This window comes from Pseudomonas quebecensis (assembly GCF_026410085.1).
GTDB classification, from domain to species: Bacteria; Pseudomonadota; Gammaproteobacteria; order Pseudomonadales; family Pseudomonadaceae; genus Aquipseudomonas; species Aquipseudomonas quebecensis.
Window position 1 is genome coordinate 1,399,153 of record NZ_CP112866.1, and the last position, 20,327, is coordinate 1,419,479.

At 63.0% G+C, this 20,327-nt stretch carries 21 protein-coding genes; 16 read left to right on the plus strand and 5 right to left on the minus strand.

Features of this window, described 5'->3' with window-relative positions:
• Positions 1-48 precede the first annotated feature (48 nt).
• From cobO to OSC50_RS06695, 14 genes are read left to right on the plus strand one after another with little or no spacing between them, the layout of a single operon-like run.
• Positions 49-660: a cob(I)yrinic acid a,c-diamide adenosyltransferase gene (gene cobO / locus OSC50_RS06630; protein ID WP_181075938.1), complete on the plus strand. Its 612-nt coding sequence runs from the start codon at positions 49-51 to the stop codon at positions 658-660.
• Entirely contained in the window at positions 657-2,006 is a 1,350-nt protein-coding gene (locus OSC50_RS06635; protein WP_181075936.1) for a cobyrinic acid a,c-diamide synthase CobB, read from the plus strand. Before cobO ends, OSC50_RS06635 begins: the two co-directional genes overlap by 4 nt.
• Positions 2,003-2,653: a 5,6-dimethylbenzimidazole synthase gene (bluB, locus tag OSC50_RS06640; protein ID WP_181075934.1), complete on the plus strand. Its 651-nt coding sequence runs from the start codon at positions 2,003-2,005 to the stop codon at positions 2,651-2,653. The genes OSC50_RS06635 and bluB overlap by 4 nt, the downstream gene beginning before the upstream one ends.
• Entirely contained in the window at positions 2,650-3,558 is a 909-nt protein-coding gene (cbiB, locus tag OSC50_RS06645) for an adenosylcobinamide-phosphate synthase CbiB (protein ID WP_266246293.1), read from the plus strand. Before bluB ends, cbiB begins: the two co-directional genes overlap by 4 nt.
• Entirely contained in the window at positions 3,551-4,540 is a 990-nt protein-coding gene (gene cobD, locus OSC50_RS06650) for a threonine-phosphate decarboxylase CobD (protein WP_266246292.1), read from the plus strand. The genes cbiB and cobD overlap by 8 nt, the downstream gene beginning before the upstream one ends.
• Positions 4,537-6,003 carry a cobyric acid synthase gene (locus OSC50_RS06655; protein WP_266246291.1) on the plus strand — a complete coding sequence of 489 codons (1,467 nt, stop codon included), beginning with the start codon at positions 4,537-4,539 and terminating at the stop codon, positions 6,001-6,003. Before cobD ends, OSC50_RS06655 begins: the two co-directional genes overlap by 4 nt.
• Complete coding sequence (gene cobU / locus OSC50_RS06660; protein WP_181075926.1) at positions 5,991-6,512, plus strand: bifunctional adenosylcobinamide kinase/adenosylcobinamide-phosphate guanylyltransferase; 522 nt, start codon at positions 5,991-5,993, stop codon at positions 6,510-6,512. The genes OSC50_RS06655 and cobU overlap by 13 nt, the downstream gene beginning before the upstream one ends.
• Complete coding sequence (gene cobT, locus OSC50_RS06665; protein ID WP_181075924.1) at positions 6,509-7,564, plus strand: nicotinate-nucleotide--dimethylbenzimidazole phosphoribosyltransferase; 1,056 nt, start codon at positions 6,509-6,511, stop codon at positions 7,562-7,564. Before cobU ends, cobT begins: the two co-directional genes overlap by 4 nt.
• Positions 7,561-8,136 (plus strand): alpha-ribazole phosphatase family protein, encoded by a 576-nt coding sequence (gene cobC, locus OSC50_RS06670; RefSeq protein WP_266246290.1) that lies wholly within the window; start codon positions 7,561-7,563, stop codon positions 8,134-8,136. The genes cobT and cobC overlap by 4 nt, the downstream gene beginning before the upstream one ends.
• Positions 8,137-8,138: 2 nt before the next feature.
• Positions 8,139-8,867, plus strand: a complete 729-nt coding sequence (locus OSC50_RS06675) for an adenosylcobinamide-GDP ribazoletransferase (protein WP_266246289.1) — start codon at positions 8,139-8,141, stop codon at positions 8,865-8,867.
• A gap of 42 nt (positions 8,868-8,909) precedes the next feature.
• Positions 8,910-9,314, plus strand: coding sequence for a MarR family winged helix-turn-helix transcriptional regulator (locus tag OSC50_RS06680; RefSeq protein WP_181075918.1), 405 nt, complete (start codon positions 8,910-8,912; stop codon positions 9,312-9,314).
• 54 nt (positions 9,315-9,368) lie between these two features.
• Positions 9,369-10,577, plus strand: coding sequence for an MFS transporter (locus tag OSC50_RS06685; protein WP_370694734.1), 1,209 nt, complete (start codon positions 9,369-9,371; stop codon positions 10,575-10,577).
• Entirely contained in the window at positions 10,574-10,696 is a 123-nt protein-coding gene (locus OSC50_RS06690) for a hypothetical protein (RefSeq protein WP_258197626.1), read from the plus strand. Before OSC50_RS06685 ends, OSC50_RS06690 begins: the two co-directional genes overlap by 4 nt.
• A gap of 34 nt (positions 10,697-10,730) precedes the next feature.
• Positions 10,731-11,282 carry a glutathione peroxidase gene (locus OSC50_RS06695; RefSeq protein WP_181075916.1) on the plus strand — a complete coding sequence of 184 codons (552 nt, stop codon included), beginning with the start codon at positions 10,731-10,733 and terminating at the stop codon, positions 11,280-11,282.
• Between the two features lie 66 nt (positions 11,283-11,348).
• Here the strand turns inward: OSC50_RS06695 and OSC50_RS06700 are convergent, their stop codons facing one another.
• The 4 genes from OSC50_RS06700 to OSC50_RS06715 all read right to left on the minus strand — a co-directional run bounded on the left by OSC50_RS06700 (position 11,349) and on the right by OSC50_RS06715 (position 14,509).
• Complete coding sequence (locus OSC50_RS06700; protein WP_181075914.1) at positions 11,349-12,629, minus strand: OmpP1/FadL family transporter; 1,281 nt, start codon at positions 12,627-12,629, stop codon at positions 11,349-11,351.
• A 146-nt stretch (positions 12,630-12,775) separates the two neighbouring features.
• Positions 12,776-13,258 (minus strand): hypothetical protein, encoded by a 483-nt coding sequence (locus tag OSC50_RS06705; protein WP_181075913.1) that lies wholly within the window; start codon positions 13,256-13,258, stop codon positions 12,776-12,778.
• 279 nt (positions 13,259-13,537) lie between these two features.
• Positions 13,538-13,762, minus strand: a complete 225-nt coding sequence (locus tag OSC50_RS06710) for a hypothetical protein (protein WP_007898912.1) — start codon at positions 13,760-13,762, stop codon at positions 13,538-13,540.
• 441 nt (positions 13,763-14,203) lie between these two features.
• Complete coding sequence (locus OSC50_RS06715; protein WP_266246288.1) at positions 14,204-14,509, minus strand: hypothetical protein; 306 nt, start codon at positions 14,507-14,509, stop codon at positions 14,204-14,206.
• Between the two features lie 456 nt (positions 14,510-14,965).
• On the opposite strand from OSC50_RS06715, the gene OSC50_RS06720 reads away from it, so the two are divergent.
• Complete coding sequence (locus OSC50_RS06720) at positions 14,966-15,289, plus strand: SEL1-like repeat protein (RefSeq protein ID WP_181075909.1); 324 nt, start codon at positions 14,966-14,968, stop codon at positions 15,287-15,289.
• Positions 15,290-15,464: 175 nt separating this feature from the next.
• Complete coding sequence (locus OSC50_RS06725; protein WP_266247502.1) at positions 15,465-16,829, plus strand: DNA recombination protein RmuC; 1,365 nt, start codon at positions 15,465-15,467, stop codon at positions 16,827-16,829.
• Positions 16,830-16,850: 21 nt separating this feature from the next.
• Here OSC50_RS06725 and OSC50_RS06730 read toward each other — a convergent pair whose 3' ends face one another.
• Positions 16,851-20,321: a hybrid sensor histidine kinase/response regulator gene (locus OSC50_RS06730; protein ID WP_181075907.1), complete on the minus strand. Its 3,471-nt coding sequence runs from the start codon at positions 20,319-20,321 to the stop codon at positions 16,851-16,853.
• Positions 20,322-20,327 lie beyond the last annotated feature (6 nt).

Here is a 20,327-nt window from a genome sequence, read left to right on the forward strand (position 1 = left end):
TGTTTTTTCCTGCCCGCCGTTTTTGTCCAGCCCCAACGGAGAGCTGCCATGACCGATTCCCCCGACCGCGACGAACGCCACCTGGCGCGCATGCTGCGCAAAAAAGCCGTGATCGACGAGCGCATCGCCAATTCCCCCAATCAGTGCGGTTTGCTGCTGGTACTGACCGGCAATGGCAAAGGCAAGAGCAGCTCGGCCTTCGGCATGCTGGCCCGGGCCATGGGCCACGGCATGCAATGCGGCGTGGTGCAGTTCATCAAGGGCCGCCACAGCACAGGCGAAGAGTTGTTCTTCCGACGCTTCCCCGAACAAGTGCGCTTTCACGTCATGGGCGAAGGCTTCACCTGGGAAACCCAGGACCGCCAACGCGACATCGCCGCCGCCGAGGCCGCTTGGGCCGTGTCCCGCGCGATGCTGCAAGACCCTGCCATCGGCCTGGTGGTGCTGGACGAACTGAACATCGCCCTCAAGCACGGTTATCTCGACCTGGACCAAGTGCTCAGCGACCTGCAAGCCCGCCCTCCGATGCAGCACGTGGTGGTCACCGGCCGTGGCGCCAAGCCCGAAATGATCGAGATGGGCGACACCGTCACCGAAATGGGCATGCTCAAACATGCCTTCCAGGCCGGTATCAAGGCACAGAAAGGCGTCGAACTTTGAATCAGCCCCGTCATTGCCCGGCGGTTCTGATCGCCGCACCGGCGTCCGGCCAGGGCAAAACCACGGTCACCGCCGCGCTGGCCCGTTTGCATCGCAACCTGGGGCGCAAGGTGCGCGTGTTCAAATGCGGCCCGGACTTCCTGGACCCGATGATCCACGAGCGCGCCAGCGGTGCGCCGGTGTACCAATTGGACATGTGGATGGTGGGCGAGCAGGAAAGTCGCCGTCTGCTGTGGGAAGCCGCCGGCGAGGCCGACTTGATCCTGATCGAAGGCGTGATGGGCCTGTTCGACGGCACACCTTCGAGCGCCGACCTGGCCCGGCATTTCGGCGTGCCGGTGCTGGGTGTGATCGACGGCACCGCCATGGCCCAGACCTTCGGCGCCCTGGCCCTGGGCCTGGCGCGCTACCAGCCGGACCTGCCGTTCGCCGGGGTGCTGGCCAACCGTGTCGGCACCCTGCGCCATGCGCAACTGCTCGAAGGCAGCCTTACCGAAGGCCTGCGCTGGTACGGCGCGCTGTCCCGCGAAACCGGGATCGAGCTGCCCAGCCGTCACCTGGGGCTGGTGCAGGCCAGCGAACTGAATGACCTCGACCTGCGCCTGGACGCTGCCGCCCAAGCCCTGGGCAGCAGTTGCGAAGTCGCGGTGCCGCCGCCGGTCACTTTCGCCGCGCCGACGATCGTGGAAGCCGAGCCGTTGCTGGCCGGTGTGCGCATCGCCGTGGCCCGCGACGAAGCTTTCGCGTTTACCTACGGCGCCAGCCTCGACCTCCTACGGGCGATGGGCGCCGAGTTGCACTTCTTCTCGCCGATCCACGACCGCGCACTGCCCGACGCCGACAGTCTCTACCTACCCGGCGGTTACCCGGAGCTGCATCATCAGGCCCTGGCGCAAAACACCCCGATGCTGGCCGCGATCCGCGCCCACCATGCGGCCGGCAAACCGTTGCTCGCCGAGTGCGGCGGCATGTTATATCTGCTGGACTCGCTCACCGATGTCGACGGCAATCGAGCCGAACTGGTCGGCCTGCTGCAGGGCGATGCGGTGATGCAGAAAAAACTCGCCGCCCTGGCCCTGCAAAGCGTCGAATTGCCCGAAGGCGTACTGCGTGGCCATACCTACCATCATTCCCTGACCAGCACGGAGTGGCAGCCGATTGCCCGTGGCCAAAGCCCGAATGGTGGGCGCGGTGCCGAGGCAGTCTTCCGACAGGGGCGGATGACTGCCTCTTACGTACACTTCTATTTCCCGTCGAATCCGACGGCGGTCGCCGCCTTGTTTGCCCCGGACCTGGCTGAAACCCCCTCCACTGTGGGAGGGGGCTTGCCCCCGATAGGGTCATGACCGACAACGCTTTCCCCCAGGCCGACCGCGACGCCGTCTACCGCGCCATCGCTGAGCGCCGCGACATGCGCCACTTCACCGGTGGCACCGTCGCTCCCCAATTGCTGCAGCGCCTGCTCCAGGCCGCGCACCAGGCGCCGAGTGTCGGCCTGATGCAGCCGTGGCGTTTTATCCGCATCAGCGACCGCGTGTTGCGTGGGCAGATTCAACAATTGGTGGAGGAAGAACGCGTGCGCACCGCCGAAGCGCTCGGCGAGCGTTCTGACGAGTTCATGCAGCTCAAGGTCGAAGGCATCCACGACTGCGCCGAAGTCCTGGTGGCGGCGCTGATGGAGGATCGTGAGCGGCATATCTTCGGTCGCCGCACCTTGCCGGAAATGGACATGGCTTCCCTGTCCTGTGCGATCCAGAACCTGTGGCTGGCGGCCCGCGTCGAAGGGCTGGGCATGGGCTGGGTCTCGTTGTTCGAGCCCCAGGCCCTGGCGGATCTTTTGGGGCTGCCCGCCGGTGCCAAGCCGCTTGCGGTGTTATGCCTGGGCCCGGTGGCCGAGTTTTACCCGGCACCGATGTTGCAGCTCGAAGGCTGGGCCGAGCCTCGACCGCTGAGTGACATGTTGTATGAAAATACGTGGGGAGTGAGTCGATGAGTGTGGCTTTGCTGTGTGTCGCCGCCGTGGCGTTGGATGCGCTGTTGGGCGAGCCCAGGCGTTGGCATCCGCTGGTGGCGTTCGGCAATTTTGCCGGGCGCATCGAGCAGCGTTTCAACAGCGGCGGGCGCGGCTGGCGCAGCCATGGGGTCACCGCCTGGGTGATCGCGGTGGTGCCGCTGACGCTGCTGGCCACGGCGTTGTCGTGGGCGCCTTATATCGGTTGGGTGCTGGAGATCCTCGCGCTGTACTGCGCCCTCGGCATGCGCAGCCTGGGCGAGCATGTGCTGCCCGTGGCCCAGGCGCTGCGCAGCGATGACCTGGCAGAAGCGCGCACGCGTGTGAGTTATCTGGTCAGCCGCCAGACCAGCGAACTGGACAGCACCGAAGTGGCCCGCGCCGCTACCGAGTCGGTACTCGAGAACGGCAGCGATGCCGTATTTGCCGCACTGTTCTGGTTTGTGGTGGCCGGGGTGCCTGGCGTGGTGCTGTACCGACTGAGCAACACCCTGGATGCCATGTGGGGCTATCGCAACGAACGCTTCGAACGGTTCGGCTGGGCGGCGGCAAAAATCGATGACGTGCTCAACTATATTCCGGCACGCCTGGTGGCGTTGACCTACGCCGTGCTCGGCAAAACCGGTCTGGCGCTCAAATGCTGGCGCACCCAGGGCCCGACCTGGGACAGCCCCAACGCCGGCCCGGTGATGGCGGCAGGCGCCGGTGCATTGGGCGTCGAGTTGGGCGGTGCAGCGATTTATCACGGCCAACTGCACCAACGCCCGCCACTGGGCGAAGGCCCGGCAGCGGACGCCGACGCCATCGAGCGGGGCTGGCAACTGGTGCAGCGCGGCGTATGGTTGTGGCTGCTGATCCTATGCGCGGGGGCGCAATTCTATGCTTGAACATGGCGGTCGACTGCGTAAGGCATCCATTCAATACGGGATCGCTGAGGCCAATTGGCTGGACTTGTCCAGCGGCCTCGCGCCCTGGCCCTGGCCGATCCCCGAAATCCCGCTGCGCGCCTGGGCACGCCTGCCGGAAACCGACGATGGTTTGGAGCAGGCCGCCAGCGCGTACTACGGCGCGGCTCACCTGTTGCCGGTGCCCGGTTCCCAGGCGGCGATCCAGTTGCTGCCGCGTCTGCGCCGGGCCGGCAAGGTCGGGGTGGTGTCGCCGTGCTACGCCGAACACGCTGAGGCCTGGCGTCGCGCCGGTTACGTGGTGCGCGAGGTGCAGGAGCAGGAAGTCGACTTTTTCCTCGACGGTCTCGATGTGCTGGTGGTGGTCAACCCCAACAACCCCACCGGCCTGAGCCTGAGCCCGCAACGCCTGTTGGATTGGCACGCGCGCCTGGCCCAGCGTGGTGGTTGGCTGGTGGTGGACGAAGCGTTCATGGATGTGACGCCGCACTTGAGCCTGGCCGGTCAAACCCATCTTGTCGGTTTGATCGTGCTGCGTTCGTTCGGCAAATTCTTCGGCCTGGCCGGCGTGCGACTGGGCTTTGTGCTGGCCGAGCGCAAGTTGCTCAAGTTGCTCGCCGAGCAGGTCGGGCCATGGGCGGTCAGCGGCCCTACGCGGGTGGTGGGGCAAACCTGCCTGCGCGACACAGAAGGGCAGGCACGCCAGCGCGCGCGCTGCCTGGAGGCCGGCCAGCGCTTGTACGCATTGCTTGAACAACAGGGGTTCGAGCCCCACGGCGGCTGCGCGTTGTTCCAGTGGCTGATCACCCCGCATGCCGAGCGCATGCATGAATTCATGGCCCAGCGCGGCATCCTGCTGCGCTTGTTTGTTCACAACAGCAGCTTGCGCTTCGGCCTGCCCGACACCGAGGCCGACTGGCTGCGCCTCGATGAGGCCCTGGCTGCCTACAAGGCCCTTTCATGAGTACGCTGATGGTGCAAGGCACCACCTCCGACGCCGGCAAAAGCACGCTGGTGACTGCGCTGTGCCGCTGGCTGATCCGCCAGGGCGTCGCCGTCGCCCCGTTCAAACCGCAGAACATGGCGCTCAACAGCGCCGTGACCGCCGAGGGCGGCGAGATCGGCCGCGCCCAGGCCGTGCAGGCCCAGGCCGCGCGCCTGGCGCCCCACACCGACATGAACCCGGTGCTGCTCAAACCCAACAGCGATACCGGTTCTCAAGTGATCATCCATGGCCGTGCCGTCACGACGATGAACGCCGTGGCCTATCACGATTACAAAGCCATTGCCATGCAGGCCGTACTCGCCTCCCACGCGCGACTCAGCGCGGCTTACCCGGTGGTGATGGTGGAGGGCGCGGGCTCCCCGGCGGAGATCAACCTGCGCGCCAATGACATCGCCAACATGGGTTTCGCCGAAGCGGTGGACTGCCCGGTGCTGCTGATTGCCGATATCAACCGTGGCGGCGTGTTCGCGCACCTGGTGGGCACCCTGCAATTGCTCTCGCCCAGCGAACAGGCGCGGGTCAAGGGCTTTATCATCAACCGTTTTCGCGGCGACATCGCACTGTTGCAGCCCGGCCTCGACTGGCTGGAGGCGCACACCGGCAAACCGGTGGTCGGCGTCCTGCCCTATGTAATGGATCTGCACCTGGAAGCCGAGGACGGCATCGATCGGCGCCAGATCGACAAGGCCGCCCAGGTGCTCAAAGTAGTCGTGCCGGTGCTGCCGCGCATCAGCAACCATACCGATTTCGACCCACTGCGCCTGCACCCCCAGGTGGACCTGCAATTTATCGGCCCTGGCCAACTGATCCCGGCCGCCGACCTGATCATCCTGCCGGGCTCCAAAAGCGTGCGCGCCGACCTCGCCTACCTGCGCACCAATGGCTGGGACAATGCCGTGGCGCGACACTTGCGCTACGGCGGCAAGGTGCTGGGCATCTGCGGCGGGCTGCAGATGCTCGGCGAGCAGGTGCATGACCCGCTGGGCCTGGAAGGGCCGCCCGGTTCCAGCGCCGGCCTGGGGCTGCTGGCGTTCAGCACCACCCTGGAAGAGGACAAGCAGTTGCGCAACGTGCGCGGGCGCTTGCTGCTGGAAGATGCCGAGGTCAACGGTTATGAGATCCATGCCGGGGTGACGTCCGGCGAAGCCCTGGCAAGCCCCGCCGTGCGCTTGGACGACGGGCGCCATGATGGCGCACGCAGTGCCGACGGGCAGATCTTCGGCACCTACCTGCATGGTTTGTTCGAAACGCCGGCCGCTTGCGGCGCATTGCTGCGCTGGGCCGGGCTGGCGCAGGTGCAGGCGGTGGATTATCACGCCCTGCGCGAGCGCGATATCGAGCGCCTGGCGGATCTGGTGGAGCAGCATTTGGATACCGATTTATTGCGCACCCTGTGTGGAGTGGCCCCATGCACCAACTGATCCTCGGCGGCGCCCGCTCCGGCAAAAGTCGCCTGGCGGAAACGCTCGCCACCGACAGCGCGTTGCCGGTTATCTATATCGCCACCAGTCAACCGCAGGACGGCGAAATGAACGCACGGGTGGCCTTGCATCGCCAGCGGCGTCCGGCGCACTGGGGCCTGATCGAAGAACCGATCGAACTGTCGCGGGTGCTGCGCGAGAATGCCGCCACCGACCGCTGTCTGCTGGTGGATTGCCTGACCCTGTGGCTGACCAACCTGCTGATGCTCGAAGACTCCGAGCGCCTGGCGCTGGAACGCGACCACTTGCTTGAAACCCTGGCCACGCTGCCGGGGGAGATTATTTTTGTCAGCAACGAGACCGGTCTGGGTGTCGTGCCGCTGGGCGAATTGACTCGCCGCTACGTGGATGAAGCCGGTTGGCTGCATCAAGCCTTGGCCGAGCGGTGTCAGCGCGTGGTGCTGACGGTCGCCGGACTGCCCCTGACATTGAAAGGTATTGCGTTATGACTGACACCTGGTGGCTGGATCCCTGTAAGGCAGTCGACACCATCGCGTATGAAAACGCCTTGGCACGCCAGCAGCAATTGACCAAGCCCGCCGGCTCTCTCGGCCAGCTCGAAGCGGTGGCGGTGCAATTGGCCGGCCTGCAAGGCCAGGTCAAGCCGGTGGTGGATCAGCTGTGGATCGCGATCTTTGCCGGCGATCACGGCGTGGTAGCCGAGGGCGTGTCGGCGTTTCCCCAGGCGGTGACCGCACAAATGCTGCACAACTTTGTCAGCGGCGGCGCAGCCATCAGCGTATTGGCGCGGCAACTGCAGGCACGGTTGGAGGTGGTCGACCTGGGCACGGTGACACCCGCGCTGAACCTGCCCGGCGTACGTCACCTGAATATCGGCGCGGGTACCGCCAACTTCGTGCATGCCCCGGCGATGAGCGCCGCCCAAGGCCAGCAGGCGTTGCAGGCCGGACGCGACAGCGCACGGCGCGCGTTGGAACTGGGCACGCAACTGTTCATCGGCGGTGAAATGGGCATCGGCAATACCACCGCGGCCAGCGCGCTGGCGTGTGCCTTGCTCGATTGCCGAGTCAGCGACCTGGCCGGGCCGGGCACTGGCTTGAATGCCCAGGGCGTCAGTCACAAGGTAGCGGTGATTGAACGCGCGTTGGCACGGCATGCTGCCGAGCGCGGCGATGTGTTGCAGACGCTGTTCAACCTCGGCGGCTTTGAAATCGCCGCGTTGGTGGGCGCTTATCTCGCCTGTGCCCAGGCCGGTATCGCCGTGCTGGTGGACGGGTTCATCTGCAGCGTCGCCGCACTGGTGGCCACGCGCTTGAATCCGGCCTGCCGCCCATGGCTGCTGTTTGGCCATCGCGGCGCCGAGCCAGGCCACCGCCATGTGCTGCAACAGTTGGACGCGCAACCGTTGCTGGACATGGGCCTGCGCCTGGGCGAAGGCAGCGGCGCGGCGCTGGCGGTGCCGTTGTTGCGCCTGGCCTGCGCACTGCACGGGCAAATGGCGACCTTCGCCGAAGCCGCCGTGGCGGATCGCCCCGCATGACCTTGCATCTGGACCTGCTGCGCCACGGTGAAACCGAACTGGGCGGCGGCCTGCGTGGCAGCCTGGACGACGCGCTCACCGCCAACGGCTGGGCGCAGATGCGCGCCGCCGTAGCGCAGCAGGGGCCCTGGGATCGGTTGATCAGTTCACCCCTGCAACGCTGCGCACGGTTTGCCGACGAGCTGGGGGCCCGGCTCAACGTGCCCGTGAGTCTGGAAAAGGACCTGCAGGAATTGCACTTCGGCGCATGGGAAGGGCAGAGTGCCGCCGCACTGATGCAAACCGATGCCGACGGGCTCGGACGGTTCTGGGCCGACCCGTACAGCTTCACGCCGCCCGAGGGTGAAGCGGTTGAGGATTTTTCCCAGCGGGTTCTGGGTGCGGTCGCACGGCTGCATCGCGCGTATGCCGGTGAGCGCGTCCTGTTGATCAGTCATGGCGGGGTGATGCGTCTGCTGCTGGCGCGCGCACGAGGCCTGCCCCGTGAGCACCTGCTGAATGTCGAAGTCGGTCACGGTGGGTTGTTCAGCCTGCGTGTCGCGGCCGATGGCGTGTTGCGCGAAGGAGACTGACGATGTCGCCGTTCTGGATTGCCCTGCAGTTTCTGAGCAGCCTGCCGATTCGCCTGCCAGGCATGCCGCAGCCCCAGGAAATGGGACGTTCGCTGTTGTATTACCCGGTGGTCGGTGGGTTGTTCGGTGTGCTGTTATGGGCGCTGAGCAGCGCATTGGCGGGCGCGCCGTTGCTGCTGCACGCGGCGCTGCTGCTGACTGCCTGGGTGCTGCTCAGCGGCGCCCTGCACCTGGACGGCCTGGCGGACAGCGCCGATGCCTGGCTGGGTGGCTTCGGCGATCGCGAGCGCACCCTCACCATCATGAAGGACCCGCGCAGCGGGCCGATTGCCGTGGTCACGCTGGGCCTGGTGCTGCTGCTCAAGTTCGCTGCGCTGGTGGCCTTGATCGAACAGCACAATACCGTCGCATTGATTCTGGCGCCGCTGATTGGCCGGGCGTCGATGCTCGCGTTATTCCTGACCACGCGGTATGTGCGTGCCGGCGGATTAGGCCAGGCATTGTCAGAGCATTTACCGAGGGCTGTCGGCCAACTGGTGCTGGTCCTCAGCGGCCTGGCCTGTGTGCTGATCGGCGGGTTCAGCGGCGCAGTTGCCGTACTGCTGGCCGCCCTCGGGTTTGTGGCGCTGCGTCAGTTGATGGTCAGGCGCCTCGGCGGCACCACGGGCGACACCGCCGGCGCGTTACTGGAGCTGCTGGAAGTCGTCGTGCTGGTCGGCCTGGCGCTGTAACACTTTCTTGCATTTGTAGAATCGCGGGTATATACACGTTCCATGCTTGCCTCCCAATGTTTATGCACCAACCTGCGACGCGCCGCCCGTGGCGTCAGCAGGCACTACGACGGCGCTCTCGACGGCTTCGGGATCAACGTTGCCCAGTATTCTCTGCTGTGCAATCTGCAGCGTCTGGATCAACCCAGTATCTCCAGTCTGGCCGATGCGATGGGCCTGGATCGCAGTACGCTCGGCCGCAACCTGCGGGTGCTCGAAGGGGAAGGGTTAGTGCAATTGGTGGAGGGCGACGACCTGCGTAATCGCCTGGTGCAGCTGACCGCAGCCGGTGAAGCACGCCTGGCCGCCGCACTGCCGGCATGGGAAGCGGCGCAGCAGAAGTTGATCGATAAACTGGGCGCGCAAAAACGCGAGACCCTGTTGGCCTTGCTGGACGAACTCGCCTGAGCGCGGGTTTGTTCGATGACAAGCGGGTATATACCCGCGTACGGAGAATAAGAAATGACCTCGATGTGGCGCACCAGTGGCTGGGTTCTTGTGGGGAGTGCGCTGATCCTGGCGCTGTCGTTGGGCGTGCGTCACGGATTCGGCCTGTTTCTCGCGCCGATGAGTTCCGAGTTCGGTTGGGGCCGTGAAACGTTTGCGTTCGCCATTGCCTTGCAAAACCTGATCTGGGGCCTGGCGCAGCCGTTCACCGGTGCCCTGGCCGACCGTTTCGGCGCGACCAAGGCCGTGTTCGTCGGTGGGGTCTTGTACGCCGCTGGCCTGGTGTTGATGGGCATGTCCGATTCGGCGTGGTCGCTGTCGCTGAGCGCAGGCCTGTTGATCGGGATTGGCCTGTCAGGCACCTCGTTCTCGGTGATCCTGGGCGTGGTGGGCCGCGCCGTGGCGCCGGAGAAGCGCAGCATGGCCATGGGCATCGCCAGCGCAGCCGGGTCTTTTGGTCAGTTCGCCATGGTCCCGGGCACCTTGGGCCTGATCAGCTGGTTGGGCTGGTCGGCCGCGCTGTTGGCGCTGGGCTTGATGGTGGCGCTGATTCTGCCGCTGGTCGGCATGCTCAAGGATCGGCCGCTGCCGGTCACGGCCGGCCAGCAGACCCTGGCTGAGGCGCTCAAGGAAGCCTGCTCCCACTCCGGTTTCTGGCTGCTGGCCTTCGGTTTTTTTGTCTGTGGTTTCCAGGTGGTGTTTATCGGGGTGCACCTGCCGGCCTACCTGGTGGACCAACACCTGCCGGCCACGGTCGGCACCACGGTGTTGGCGCTGATTGGGCTGTTCAATATCTTCGGCACCTACACCGCCGGCTGGCTTGGTGGGCGCATGTCCAAGCCGCGCCTGCTGACGGCTTTGTACCTGCTGCGGGCGGTGGTGATCGTGCTGTTTCTGTGGGCGCCGGTCACAGAGCTCTCGGCTTACCTGTTCGGCATGGCTATGGGCTTTTTGTGGCTGTCCACCGTGCCGCTGACCAACGGCACGGTCGCGACGCTGTTTGGTGTACGAAACCTGTCCATGCTCGGCGGGATCGTGTTCCTGTTTCACCAACTCGGTTCATTCCTCGGCGGCTGGTTGGGCGGGGTGGTCTATGATCGAACCGGCAACTACGATTTGATCTGGCAGATGGCGATTCTATTGAGCCTGCTCGCCGCGGCCTTGAACTGGCCGGTGCGCGAGCGTCCGGTGGCGCGCTTGCAGGCGCAGATGGAGGCGGCATGAGTTCAACCTGGTATTGGCTCGGCGGCGCAGCAGCCATGGCGCTGTTGCTGGCGCTGGCCTGGTGGGGCTGGCAGCGCGGCGGCCTGGCGTTGATGCAACTGGGCATGTCGATCTGTTAAGTTCGATCCCTGAATTCTTAAAAGGACATTTCCCATGCAGATGCGCTGGCTTGCAGTACCCGTGCTGATGGCTGCCTTTGGCGGCATAGCGTTGGCAGCCGACTGTCCACCCTTGCTGGAAGGCCAATTGCCCAAGTTGCGCGCCAAGGAGTCCATCGACCTGTGCCAGCGCTTTGCCGGCAAGCCGCTGGTGATCGTCAACACCGCGAGCTTCTGTGGCTTCGCCCCGCAATTCAAAGGTCTTGAGGCGTTGTACCAGCGTTACAAGGATCAGGGCCTGGAGGTGATTGGCGTGCCTTCCGATGACTTCAAGCAGGAAGCCAAGACGGGTGAAGAGACGGCTAAGGTCTGCTACGTCAATTACGGCGTGACCTTCACCATGACTGAACCGCAGAAGGTCAAGGGCCCGGACGCGGTGCACTTGTTCAAGGTGCTGGCACAGCAGAGTAATGCACCGAAATGGAATTTCTATAAATACGTGATCGACCGACAGGGCAAGGTGATCGCCGATTTTTCCAGCCTGACCAAGCCGGACAGCCCGGATCTGATCGAGGCGGTGGAGAAAGCACTGGCTTCCAAACCCTGATCGACACCCATTGAAAAGCCCCGCCTCCTTTGCAGGAGAGCGGGGCTTTTTTACGCCTCGGTGAAATCAGAAGCGATAGGTCATGCCCAGGCCAAAACCATTGGCGCTGTTTTCGTACTTGGCGTTGTAGCTGGCCAGTTGGTTGGAGCGCGCAACCTTGACGTCTTCTTCCTTCAGGTAGGAGTAGGCCACGTCGATCGTCATGTTCGGCATGACTTCATAGCCCAGGCCCAGGCTGAAGATAGTACGGTCACCGGTAGGAATACGCGGCGAACGATCAGTGTTGTTGGTCGGCGATTGGTCGAACGTCAGGCCGGTACGCAGTACCACCTGCTTAGTCAACTGATACGAAGTACCCACGGCGTAGGCCCAGGTATCGTGCCAGTTCTGTTCTTCCTTGATGGTGCTGACCAGGGACGGGGCGAGCAGGCCGCCGCTCGCGCCACCGACAACGCCTTCGTTCTTGACCGTAATGTCCTTCAGGCGGCTCCAGCGGGTCCAGGTTGCACCGGCGTAGAGTTTCCAGGCATCGGTCAGGTCTTGAGTGACCGACAGGTCGTAGGACTCAGGCGTATCGATCTTCAGGGAGGCGTCATAACGGTTGCTGCGCAACAGGCCCGAAGTCACGGTAGGTGCGCTTACCTCGGTGTGGCCGTCCAGCTTGTAGCTGACCTTGGAGTGATAGGTCAGACCCACGCGCGTGGTATCGGTGGCTTGTACCAGCACGCCGACGTTAAAGCCCAGCGCGGTGTCGTCACCTTTGATCTTGATGTTGGTATCGGGCGCCGCCGGGTTGAACGACAGGTCCGATTCCAGGGTACCGGCGATGCGGTTGATGGTCGGGCCAAAACCTACCGAGACGCGATCATTGAAGGCGTAGCTGACGGTAGGTTGCAGGGTGATAACCTTGACTTCGCTGTTGCTGCCGAAGCTGCGGCCCTGGAAGCCTCTTTCGTAGTCGGTCACCAGGCCGAACGGGGCGTATACGCCAAAACCGACAGCCCACTGATCGTTGAGTTTATTGGTGTAGAAACCGAAAGGCACGGCGGTGAAAGGCACCATGTCGCCTTTGTTGCTGCCGCGGGAACGGCCGCTGACATCGCTGATATCGGTGGAGGCATCAATGGCTGCTACGCCGCCGGTGATTTGCTGGCCATTCAGGCGCGCCATACCGGCAGGGTTGCCGTACACAGTGCTTGCATCATCGGCAGAAGAAGAGCGACCTGCGAAACCCGTACCCATCCCGCTGACGCTCTGTTCGTTGAGTGCGAAACCGCTTGCAAACAGGTGGGAGGATGCCATGGCAACGGCGAGGCTAAGTGTGGTCTTGAGCATTACTTTTTTCATTATTAGAACTCCGTGGTGATCACCGCTGCGGAAAGTATCAATAAATTTAACATCGCGCTATAGGCTGTAATGCAGGAGATAGAGCGGTTTTGTAGGACAATCCGACCAAAATCGGCAGTTTTTGGCGAATCTTGCAAATTGCCCGGTCAGCAGCTCACGTGATTCTTGGGCGAAACACAGGTTTGCCACGCTTGGCTGAAATCTCGCAGCCTGCCTTGAGGGTGAAAAATTTCTTTCCAGATACGCGCCATGCCTAACACATCGCCGGTCGCCGGCAGGGTGACGGTGTGCTGTTCCACCAGTAGCCAGGCGATGGCCGTGGCGTAACGCAGGTTCACCGTGAGCTCAAGCTGGGGCGCGCTGAGGAATGCATGTTGGCTGGCCAGGCCGCGCACCAGGCTGGCACGTTCAGGATCGAGCGCCAGGTAGTTGTCCCAGAGGGCGCAATGGCGCGGTTTGGTGATGCCATACAGGCCGTGGCCGCGGCGTTCGTGCAGCGCCGAGCCCAGCTCCGACTGGCTGGCGGCGATGCCCAGCAGCAGGGACTCTGCCGTGGGGCTGTGCTGGCCGAGGTAGGTCAGCGTTGGCCGGATCACATAACGACACAATTCACTGGCCGCGATACCCATAGACGCCTCAATCGTGAAAAGGGTAGGCGAGTCCTGAGAGAGTCGGGCTTGGCAGCGGTGGATCGGATCTCAGGCTCGCCGTAAGCGGATCATGCCGCTTGAGTTGAAGTGTAGTGTCATATTTATGATGTAAAGGATTGTTTTTAAAACGTCTTATCCATTCAGTTATAGCGTTTATATCTATTTGTACTTAGGCGCTGGGGCTGTGAAGTAAATTTTTGGCAATAAAAAACCCTGTGTTTCAAACAGGGTTTTTTGTGCTTCGGCGACTCGGGTCGATCAGGCAACCAGTGCCTGGCGGGTACGCTCGATCACAGCCTGCAGCGGTTCCGCGCTGGAGTATTGATCGGGGTACAGGCGTTCGCTGTGACGCGCGATGCCGTGCTCGTTGACCAGCGTGAAGCTGAAGCAGCCTTTGCGAGCGGCCATGATCAGGCAGTTCATTGGGGCAAAAGCATTGGTGAGGGTGCGAATGGCATCCTGAGTATGGATTTGAGTGGACATATTATTGGTGTTCCTACAAATGACACGGTTAAGAACCGTGCAACGTTAAAACGTTCCAGTGACGTTGATCACCATTGATCAAACGAAGAACCCGACTGGAACAAAGCAGCCAGTTTGAAGCGCTATTCAATAGGCGCGCTTGGGCTGGCAGGTAGGTACTTAGGAGGGCAGGCAACACAACAGGGGCAAAGGTTCTGGGCCCGGGGTGAAGATCCTGATCAATTTGCAGGTTGGTTCGGTCAGAGTACTGGACTTCGCGACACCCTTTGCTTGTTCAAAGGCCGTGTCGTCGCAAGTGATACCTGGAAACCATCGAGGTGGTCGATCCCATGTTGTTCAAGGGAGTTGTTCGACCAGAATTGACTTTCAGCTTGGTACTAACGGGGCGGATAGTAACGGATTGAAACAGCTAAGGGAAGTGTGTTAGCCAAAAAGTTTACATCAGCCGCCGAGCAGGCCGCGATAGACCAGCACCGTCGCGGCCGCCGCCAGGGAACAGCCAAGCCCGTAGGCGGCAAGCGTCAGGCGCAGCGACTGGCCGGTTTCGACGGCTTTGAGCACATCGCTCATGTCGTTGATGCGGCCTTCACCCAGTTCGATGCACAGACTAATGGCGGTGAACGCAGCTGCCAGCAGGATCGCAATGGCGAACAAGGCGCCGTCCGGGGGAGGCAGCGCAGCATTGATCCCAAGGGAAACGCCGCAGATGGCCAGCAGTAGCACCGCGAACACCAGCATTCCCTTCATCGAGCCATTCCCCATTGCGTTGCAGGTCGGGCAGTGTGGCCAGCCTGCAATGATTTGAAAAGTCCTTGCAGGACCTGCCGGTAACATTTTTTGCACCGGTCGCTTCAAAAAAGGCCCCGTTTATAACCGCGGGATGTGTACTTGTGCACATTAGTTGTGTCGCGTGTAACCAAGCGGACGTTCGCTGCAACGCCCCGCCATTTGCCTGCAATGGAAATTTAAGTCAATGAAAAATCTGGCTTTTTTTTATTGGTGAAAAAATCGTCAGTTTGACTGCGGGCCACGTTCCATGGGGCTTTGCGAGGGTTCGAAGAGGGTTGTCCACTGAGTTATCCACAGCTTCTGTGGATTGTCCCAAGCGCTTGCTCTAGAACGGGCGTGCAGGGTTTTTTCAGCTTTACCTGTACGAAAAAAAGAGTAGAGTGGCGCGCCTTCCGTTCCGTCCCACAGTGCTTTATGAAGTTTCGCTCAGTATCACCTGCTGTTACCGATACCCTCCAGACTGTTACCGCACCCAAGCGGTTTTCCTTGAAAGTCGCGCTGTGGCTACTCGACAGCCCGCGCCTGGGGCATAACACCAACGTTAAGCACTTCGCCGGGCGCCTGCTCAAGCAGCCGGCCCGTGAAGGTGTGGTCGCGGCCCAGAGCCGCCTGGGGCAATTGATGTGCCGCGAATGCGGGAGTGCCCGTGACCGTCGCATCGGCCACGACCTGCTGCGCTCGGCCGCCCGCGCCGGCGATGTGCAGGCCCGGCGCGAACTGGGTCAGGTCGAAGACTGAGCTGTCCTCGAGCCCCGCGCTTGGTTAACCTTGCTCTTTTTCGGTGATGGCAGACATGGCTATGGCTTTTGACTGGACCAGTATTGCCCTGGGCCTTGCGGGCGCCGCGCTGCCCTTACTCGCTGTGTGCTGGCAGCTTCAACGGCGTTTGAGCGCGCGCATGGCCGGCTGGGAGTTGCTCGAAGAGCGCCTGGCCATGGCGCAACTGGCCCAGGAAGGCCTCATTGCCCAACTGGAAGCCAGCCGCGATGAAATCAGCGATCTGAGCCAGGCCAATGCCGCCAAGCAAGCCGACCTGGCAGCGCTGCGTCGCGAAGTCGAACTGCTGCAGATCGACCGCGACAACGCCCGCGATGCCGCCCACGCCTGGAACCTCGACCGCAGCGCCAAGGAAACCGAACTGCGTCGCCTTGATGCATTGGCGGCCGCCCTGCGCGCCGAGCTGCGCGAGCAGCAGGACAGCCACCAGCAACGCCTTGCCGACCTGCAGGGTTCACGCGATGAGCTGCGCGCCCAGTTCGCCGAACTGGCCGGCAAGATTTTCGATGAGCGCGAGCAGCGCTTCGCCGAGACCAGCCAGGAGCGCCTGGGCCAGTTGCTCGATCCATTGAAGGAGCGCATCCAGTCTTTCGAAAAGCGTGTGGAAGAGAGCTATCAGAACGAGGCGCGCGAGCGTTTTTCCCTGGCCAAGGAACTTGAACGCCTGCAGCAACTGAACCTGCGTCTGTCCGATGAGGCCACCAACCTGACCCGTGCGTTGAAGGGCCAGAAAACCCAGGGTAACTGGGGTGAGCTGATTCTTGAGCGGGTGCTGGAGCACGCGGGGCTGGAGAAGGGCCGCGAGTACCAGACCCAGGTCAGCCTCAAGGGGCCGGACGGCGAGCGCTTCCAGCCGGATGTGCTGATCATGCTGCCCGGTGATAAACAGGTGGTGGTGGACTCCAAGGTCAGCCTGACCGCGTACCAGCAATTCGTCGCCGCGGAGGACGACGTGATCGGCCAGGCGGCCCTGAAGCAGCACGTGCTGTCGCTGCGCAACCATGTCAAAGGCCTGGCCGGCAAGGACTATAAACGCCTGGAAGGCCTGCACAGCCTGGATTTCGTGCTGTTGTTCGTACCGATCGAAGCGGCGTTTTCCGCCGCGTTGCAAGCTGAGCCCAACCTGTTCCAGGAAGCCTTTGATCGCCATATCGTCATCGTCAGCCCCACCACGTTGCTGGCGACCCTGCGGGTGATCGACAGCCTGTGGAAACAGGAGCGCCAAAGCCAGAATGCCCGCGAAATTGCCGAGCGTGCCGGTTGGCTGTACGACAAGTTCGTGCTGTTTATCCAGGATCTGGATGAGGTGGGCAATCGTCTGCAGCAATTGGATAAAGCCTACAGCGCGGCGCGAAACAAGCTGACAGACGGACGCGGCAATCTGGTCAGCCGTACCGAGCAATTGAGGTTGCTCGGCGCGCGTGCGAGCAAAAGCCTGCCGACGGATCTGCTGGAGCGTGCGATGAGCGACTCGGATGGCGTGGCGCACCTGCCTGAATGAACGTCCCGACGCAGACCCGGCCTACAACGGCAAGTGCCGATTTAATAACGCACGCAACGCCGCGGGCTTGACCGGTTTGGCCAGGTAATCCAAACCCGCCGCATGCACTTCGGCCACGCTCTCCGGACGGCCGTCGGCACTGATGACCACGCCTGGAATCGGCTCGGCCAACTGCGCGCGCAGCCAGCGCATCAACTCGGTGCCGGTTTCACCATGATCCAGGTGGTAGTCCACCAGCGCCAGTTGCGGGCGCACCCCCTCGGCCAGCAGGGCGGCGCACTCGGCCTGGTCCTTGGCCGTCCATACTTCACATCCCCAGCGGTTGAGCAGGCTGCGCATGCCAATAAGAATGCTTTCTTCGTTATCCACGCACAGCACCTGCGCGCCGCTCAGTGGCAAACCGTTTTCCAGCGCCGCCTGGGGCTGCGCGATGGCCTGGTTGCGCGCCAACGGCACGCTTACGCTGAACACGCTGCCTTTGCCCGGCCACGAACGCACGCTCAAGCGATGGCCGAGTACGCGGCACAGGCCGTCGGCGATCGCCAGGCCCAGGCCCAGACCTTTTTCCGCGCGGGTCTGGTGGCTGTCCAGGCGCTTGAATTCCTCAAAGATCACGCTCTGTTTATCCGGCGGGATGCCCGGACCGCGGTCCCATACCTCCAGGCACAATTGGCCCCCGCGCCGGCGTACGCCCAGTAGCACCGGGCCGTCTGCATAACGGAAAGCGTTAGTCAGAAAATTCTGCAGGATGCGCCTCAGCAATTTAATGTCACTGTCCACCCGCAGGCGGCTGCCGCGCAGGCGAAAGCGCAGGCCCTGCTCCTGGGCCAGCGCCTTGAATTCGGCGCCCAGGGTATCGAACAGCTCATTGAGCACGAACGGTTGGCGCTGGGGTGTGATCTTGCCGTTTTCCAGGCGAGAAATATCCAGCAGGTCGCTGATCAGGTCTTCTGCCGAGCGCAGCGAACTGTCCAGGTGCTGCACCAACTGACGGGCCTCGTCGGAGAGTCCGTCGCTCTGGTGGGACAGCGCGGCGGAGAACAGGCGCGCGGCGTTCAACGGCTGCATCAAGTCATGGCTTACCGCCGCCAGGAAGCGGGTTTTCGACTGGCTTGCGGTTTCGGCCACCCCTTTGGCATCGGTCAGTGCCAGGTTGAGTTGGGACAGTTCATGGGTGCGTTCGACCACGCGCTGCTCCAGGCCCTCGTTGGCCTCCGTCAGCGCCTGTTCGGCTTCGCGGAACGCGGTGATATCGGTAAAACTCATGACAAAGCCGCCACCGGGCATTGGGTTGCCGATCAACTCGATGACGCGGCCGTTCGGAAACAAGCGTTCGGAAGTGTGCGCGCGGCCCTGGCGCATCCAGTGCAGGCGGCGCGCCACATGCACTTCGGCCTCGCCCGGTCCGCACAGGCCGCGTTCGGCGTTGTAGCGGATGATATCGGCAATCGGCCGGCCCACGCTGATCAGGCCCTCGGGGTAGTTGAACAGCTCCAGGTAACGCCGGTTCCAGGCCACCAGCTTGAGCGACTGATCCACCACGCTGATGCCTTGGGTGATGTTCTCGATGGCGCCCTGCAGCAGGGCGCGGTTGAACTGCAAGACTTCCGAGGCTTCGTCGGCTATTCGCACGACGTCCTCCAGCTGCATGTCCCGACCTTCAATCGCGGCTTTCACCACCGCGCGCGTCGAAGAGGCGCCGAGCACGCCCGCCAGCAGGCGTTCGGTGTGGGCGATCCATTCATTGTCGGCATTCTGGTTGGGGTTGAAGCCTTTGCCCTGGCGATACGCAAACCGGATAAAGCTCTGCTGGGCACGTTCCTCACCCACGAACCGCGCGGCCAGGCTGAGCAGGTCGCTGATCTGCACCGAGAGCATCGAACGGGCACTGGCGCGTTGACTGATTTCCTGGCCAATAAAGCGTCCGGCCTGCCAATGCTCTGACACCCGTGTGCGCGACAGCATCGAAACCCAGACGAACAGCGTGAAGTTACCCGCGAGTGACAGCACGGTGCCCAGGGTCAGTGAAGTCACGGACAAGCCCAGCGGGTGGGAATGCATCCACGTCAACCCAGGGAAAAGGCTTAAGGACCATCCCAGGCTTTTCGCGGTGACCGGTAGGACCAAGGTGTAAAACCACAGGAACGTCCCTGCGGCGAGGCCGGCAAATACACCACGCCGGTTCGCCTGCTTCCAGTACAACGCGCCGAGCATGGCCGGCGCCAATTGAGTCACGGCGGCGAAGGCGATCTGGCCGATGGTCGCCAGACTCGCGGTGGACCCCAGCAGGCGATAACTGACGTACGCCAGTAGCAGGATGATCACGATGCTCACCCGGCGTACCGACAGCATCCAGTGGCGGAATACTTCGAACGGCCGCTCGGCGCTGGAGCGGCGCAGCAGCCAGGGCAGCAGCATGTCGTTGGACACCATGGTCGACAACGCGATGCTCGCCACGATCACCATGCCGGTGGCCGCCGATGCGCCGCCGATAAACGCCAGCACCGCCAGCGCCGGGTGCGCCTCGGCCAAGGGCAGGCTGATCACGTAGGAGTCCGGCAGCACCGAGGCGGGCAGCAGCATCTTGCCACCGAGGGCGATGGGGATCACGAACAGCGCGGCCAGCACCAGGTAGGCCGGAAACACCCACTTGGCCAGGCGCAGGTCCTGGGGTTCGATATTTTCCACCACGGTCACGTGAAATTGCCGGGGTAGGCAAATGATCGCCATCATTGCCACGCCGGTCTGCACCACCATCGATGGCCAGTTAACGGTCTCCTGCCAGTATTCTTCCAGGCGTGGCGCAAGCATCGCCTGGTCGACCAGGTCACCGAAACCGTCGTACAGGCCGTAGGTCACGAACGCGCCCACTGCAAGAAAAGCGAACAGCTTGACCAGGGATTCAAAGGCAATGGCCAGCACCATGCCGCGATGGTGTTCGGTGGCGTCCAGGTTGCGCGTGCCAAACACGATAGTGAACAGCGCCAGCACCAGCGACACCACCAGCGCCGTGTCCTGGGCCCGCGTGCCGGTGGTGTCGGCACCGGCGCCGATCAACAGGTTAACGCCCAGCACAATGCCTTTGAGCTGCAAGGCGATATACGGCAGCACGCCCACCAGACAGATCAGCGCAACCACCACCGCCAGGGATTGGGATTTGCCGTAGCGCGCCGCGATAAAGTCAGCGATGGAGGTGATGTTTTCCTGCTTGCTGATCAGCACCATCTTTTGCAGCACCCAGGGTGCCAGCACCAGCAACAGCACCGGTCCCAGGTAGATGGGTATAAAAGCCCACAGCTGCTCGGCCGCCTGGCCGACGGCGCCGAAGAAGGTCCAGCTGGTGCAATAAACGGCCAGCGACAGGCTGTATACCCAGGCACGCATGCGCGGCGGCAAGGGCGCGCGACGACGGTCACCGTAGAAGGCGATGGCAAACATAATGGCCATATAGGCCAGGGCAACGGCGGCGATCAGCCCGCTGGACAGCGTCATGGGAAC

Excerpts from the sequence above, each read along its gene's own strand:
- OSC50_RS06655 (WP_266246291.1), top strand. The coding sequence starts at position 4,537 with ATGAGTACGCTGATGGTGCAAGGCACCACCTCCGACGCCGGCAAAAGC.
- cobO (WP_181075938.1), top strand. The coding sequence starts at position 49 with ATGACCGATTCCCCCGACCGCGACGAACGCCACCTGGCGCGCATGCTG.
- OSC50_RS06680 (WP_181075918.1), top strand. The coding sequence starts at position 8,910 with ATGCTTGCCTCCCAATGTTTATGCACCAACCTGCGACGCGCCGCCCGT.
- OSC50_RS06695 (WP_181075916.1), top strand. The coding sequence starts at position 10,731 with ATGCAGATGCGCTGGCTTGCAGTACCCGTGCTGATGGCTGCCTTTGGC.
- OSC50_RS06705 (WP_181075913.1), bottom strand. The coding sequence starts at position 13,258 with ATGGGTATCGCGGCCAGTGAATTGTGTCGTTATGTGATCCGGCCAACG.
- cobD (WP_266246292.1), top strand. The coding sequence starts at position 3,551 with ATGCTTGAACATGGCGGTCGACTGCGTAAGGCATCCATTCAATACGGG.
- OSC50_RS06730 (WP_181075907.1), bottom strand. The coding sequence starts at position 20,321 with ATGACGCTGTCCAGCGGGCTGATCGCCGCCGTTGCCCTGGCCTATATG.
- bluB (WP_181075934.1), top strand. The coding sequence starts at position 2,003 with ATGACCGACAACGCTTTCCCCCAGGCCGACCGCGACGCCGTCTACCGC.
- cobC (WP_266246290.1), top strand. The coding sequence starts at position 7,561 with ATGACCTTGCATCTGGACCTGCTGCGCCACGGTGAAACCGAACTGGGC.
- OSC50_RS06675 (WP_266246289.1), top strand. The coding sequence starts at position 8,139 with ATGTCGCCGTTCTGGATTGCCCTGCAGTTTCTGAGCAGCCTGCCGATT.
- OSC50_RS06685 (WP_370694734.1), top strand. The coding sequence starts at position 9,369 with ATGACCTCGATGTGGCGCACCAGTGGCTGGGTTCTTGTGGGGAGTGCG.
- cobU (WP_181075926.1), top strand. The coding sequence starts at position 5,991 with ATGCACCAACTGATCCTCGGCGGCGCCCGCTCCGGCAAAAGTCGCCTG.
- cbiB (WP_266246293.1), top strand. The coding sequence starts at position 2,650 with ATGAGTGTGGCTTTGCTGTGTGTCGCCGCCGTGGCGTTGGATGCGCTG.
- OSC50_RS06715 (WP_266246288.1), bottom strand. The coding sequence starts at position 14,509 with ATGAAGGGAATGCTGGTGTTCGCGGTGCTACTGCTGGCCATCTGCGGC.
- OSC50_RS06710 (WP_007898912.1), bottom strand. The coding sequence starts at position 13,762 with ATGTCCACTCAAATCCATACTCAGGATGCCATTCGCACCCTCACCAAT.
- OSC50_RS06690 (WP_258197626.1), top strand. The coding sequence starts at position 10,574 with ATGAGTTCAACCTGGTATTGGCTCGGCGGCGCAGCAGCCATGGCGCTG.
- OSC50_RS06700 (WP_181075914.1), bottom strand. The coding sequence starts at position 12,629 with ATGAAAAAAGTAATGCTCAAGACCACACTTAGCCTCGCCGTTGCCATG.
- OSC50_RS06720 (WP_181075909.1), top strand. The coding sequence starts at position 14,966 with ATGAAGTTTCGCTCAGTATCACCTGCTGTTACCGATACCCTCCAGACT.
- cobT (WP_181075924.1), top strand. The coding sequence starts at position 6,509 with ATGACTGACACCTGGTGGCTGGATCCCTGTAAGGCAGTCGACACCATC.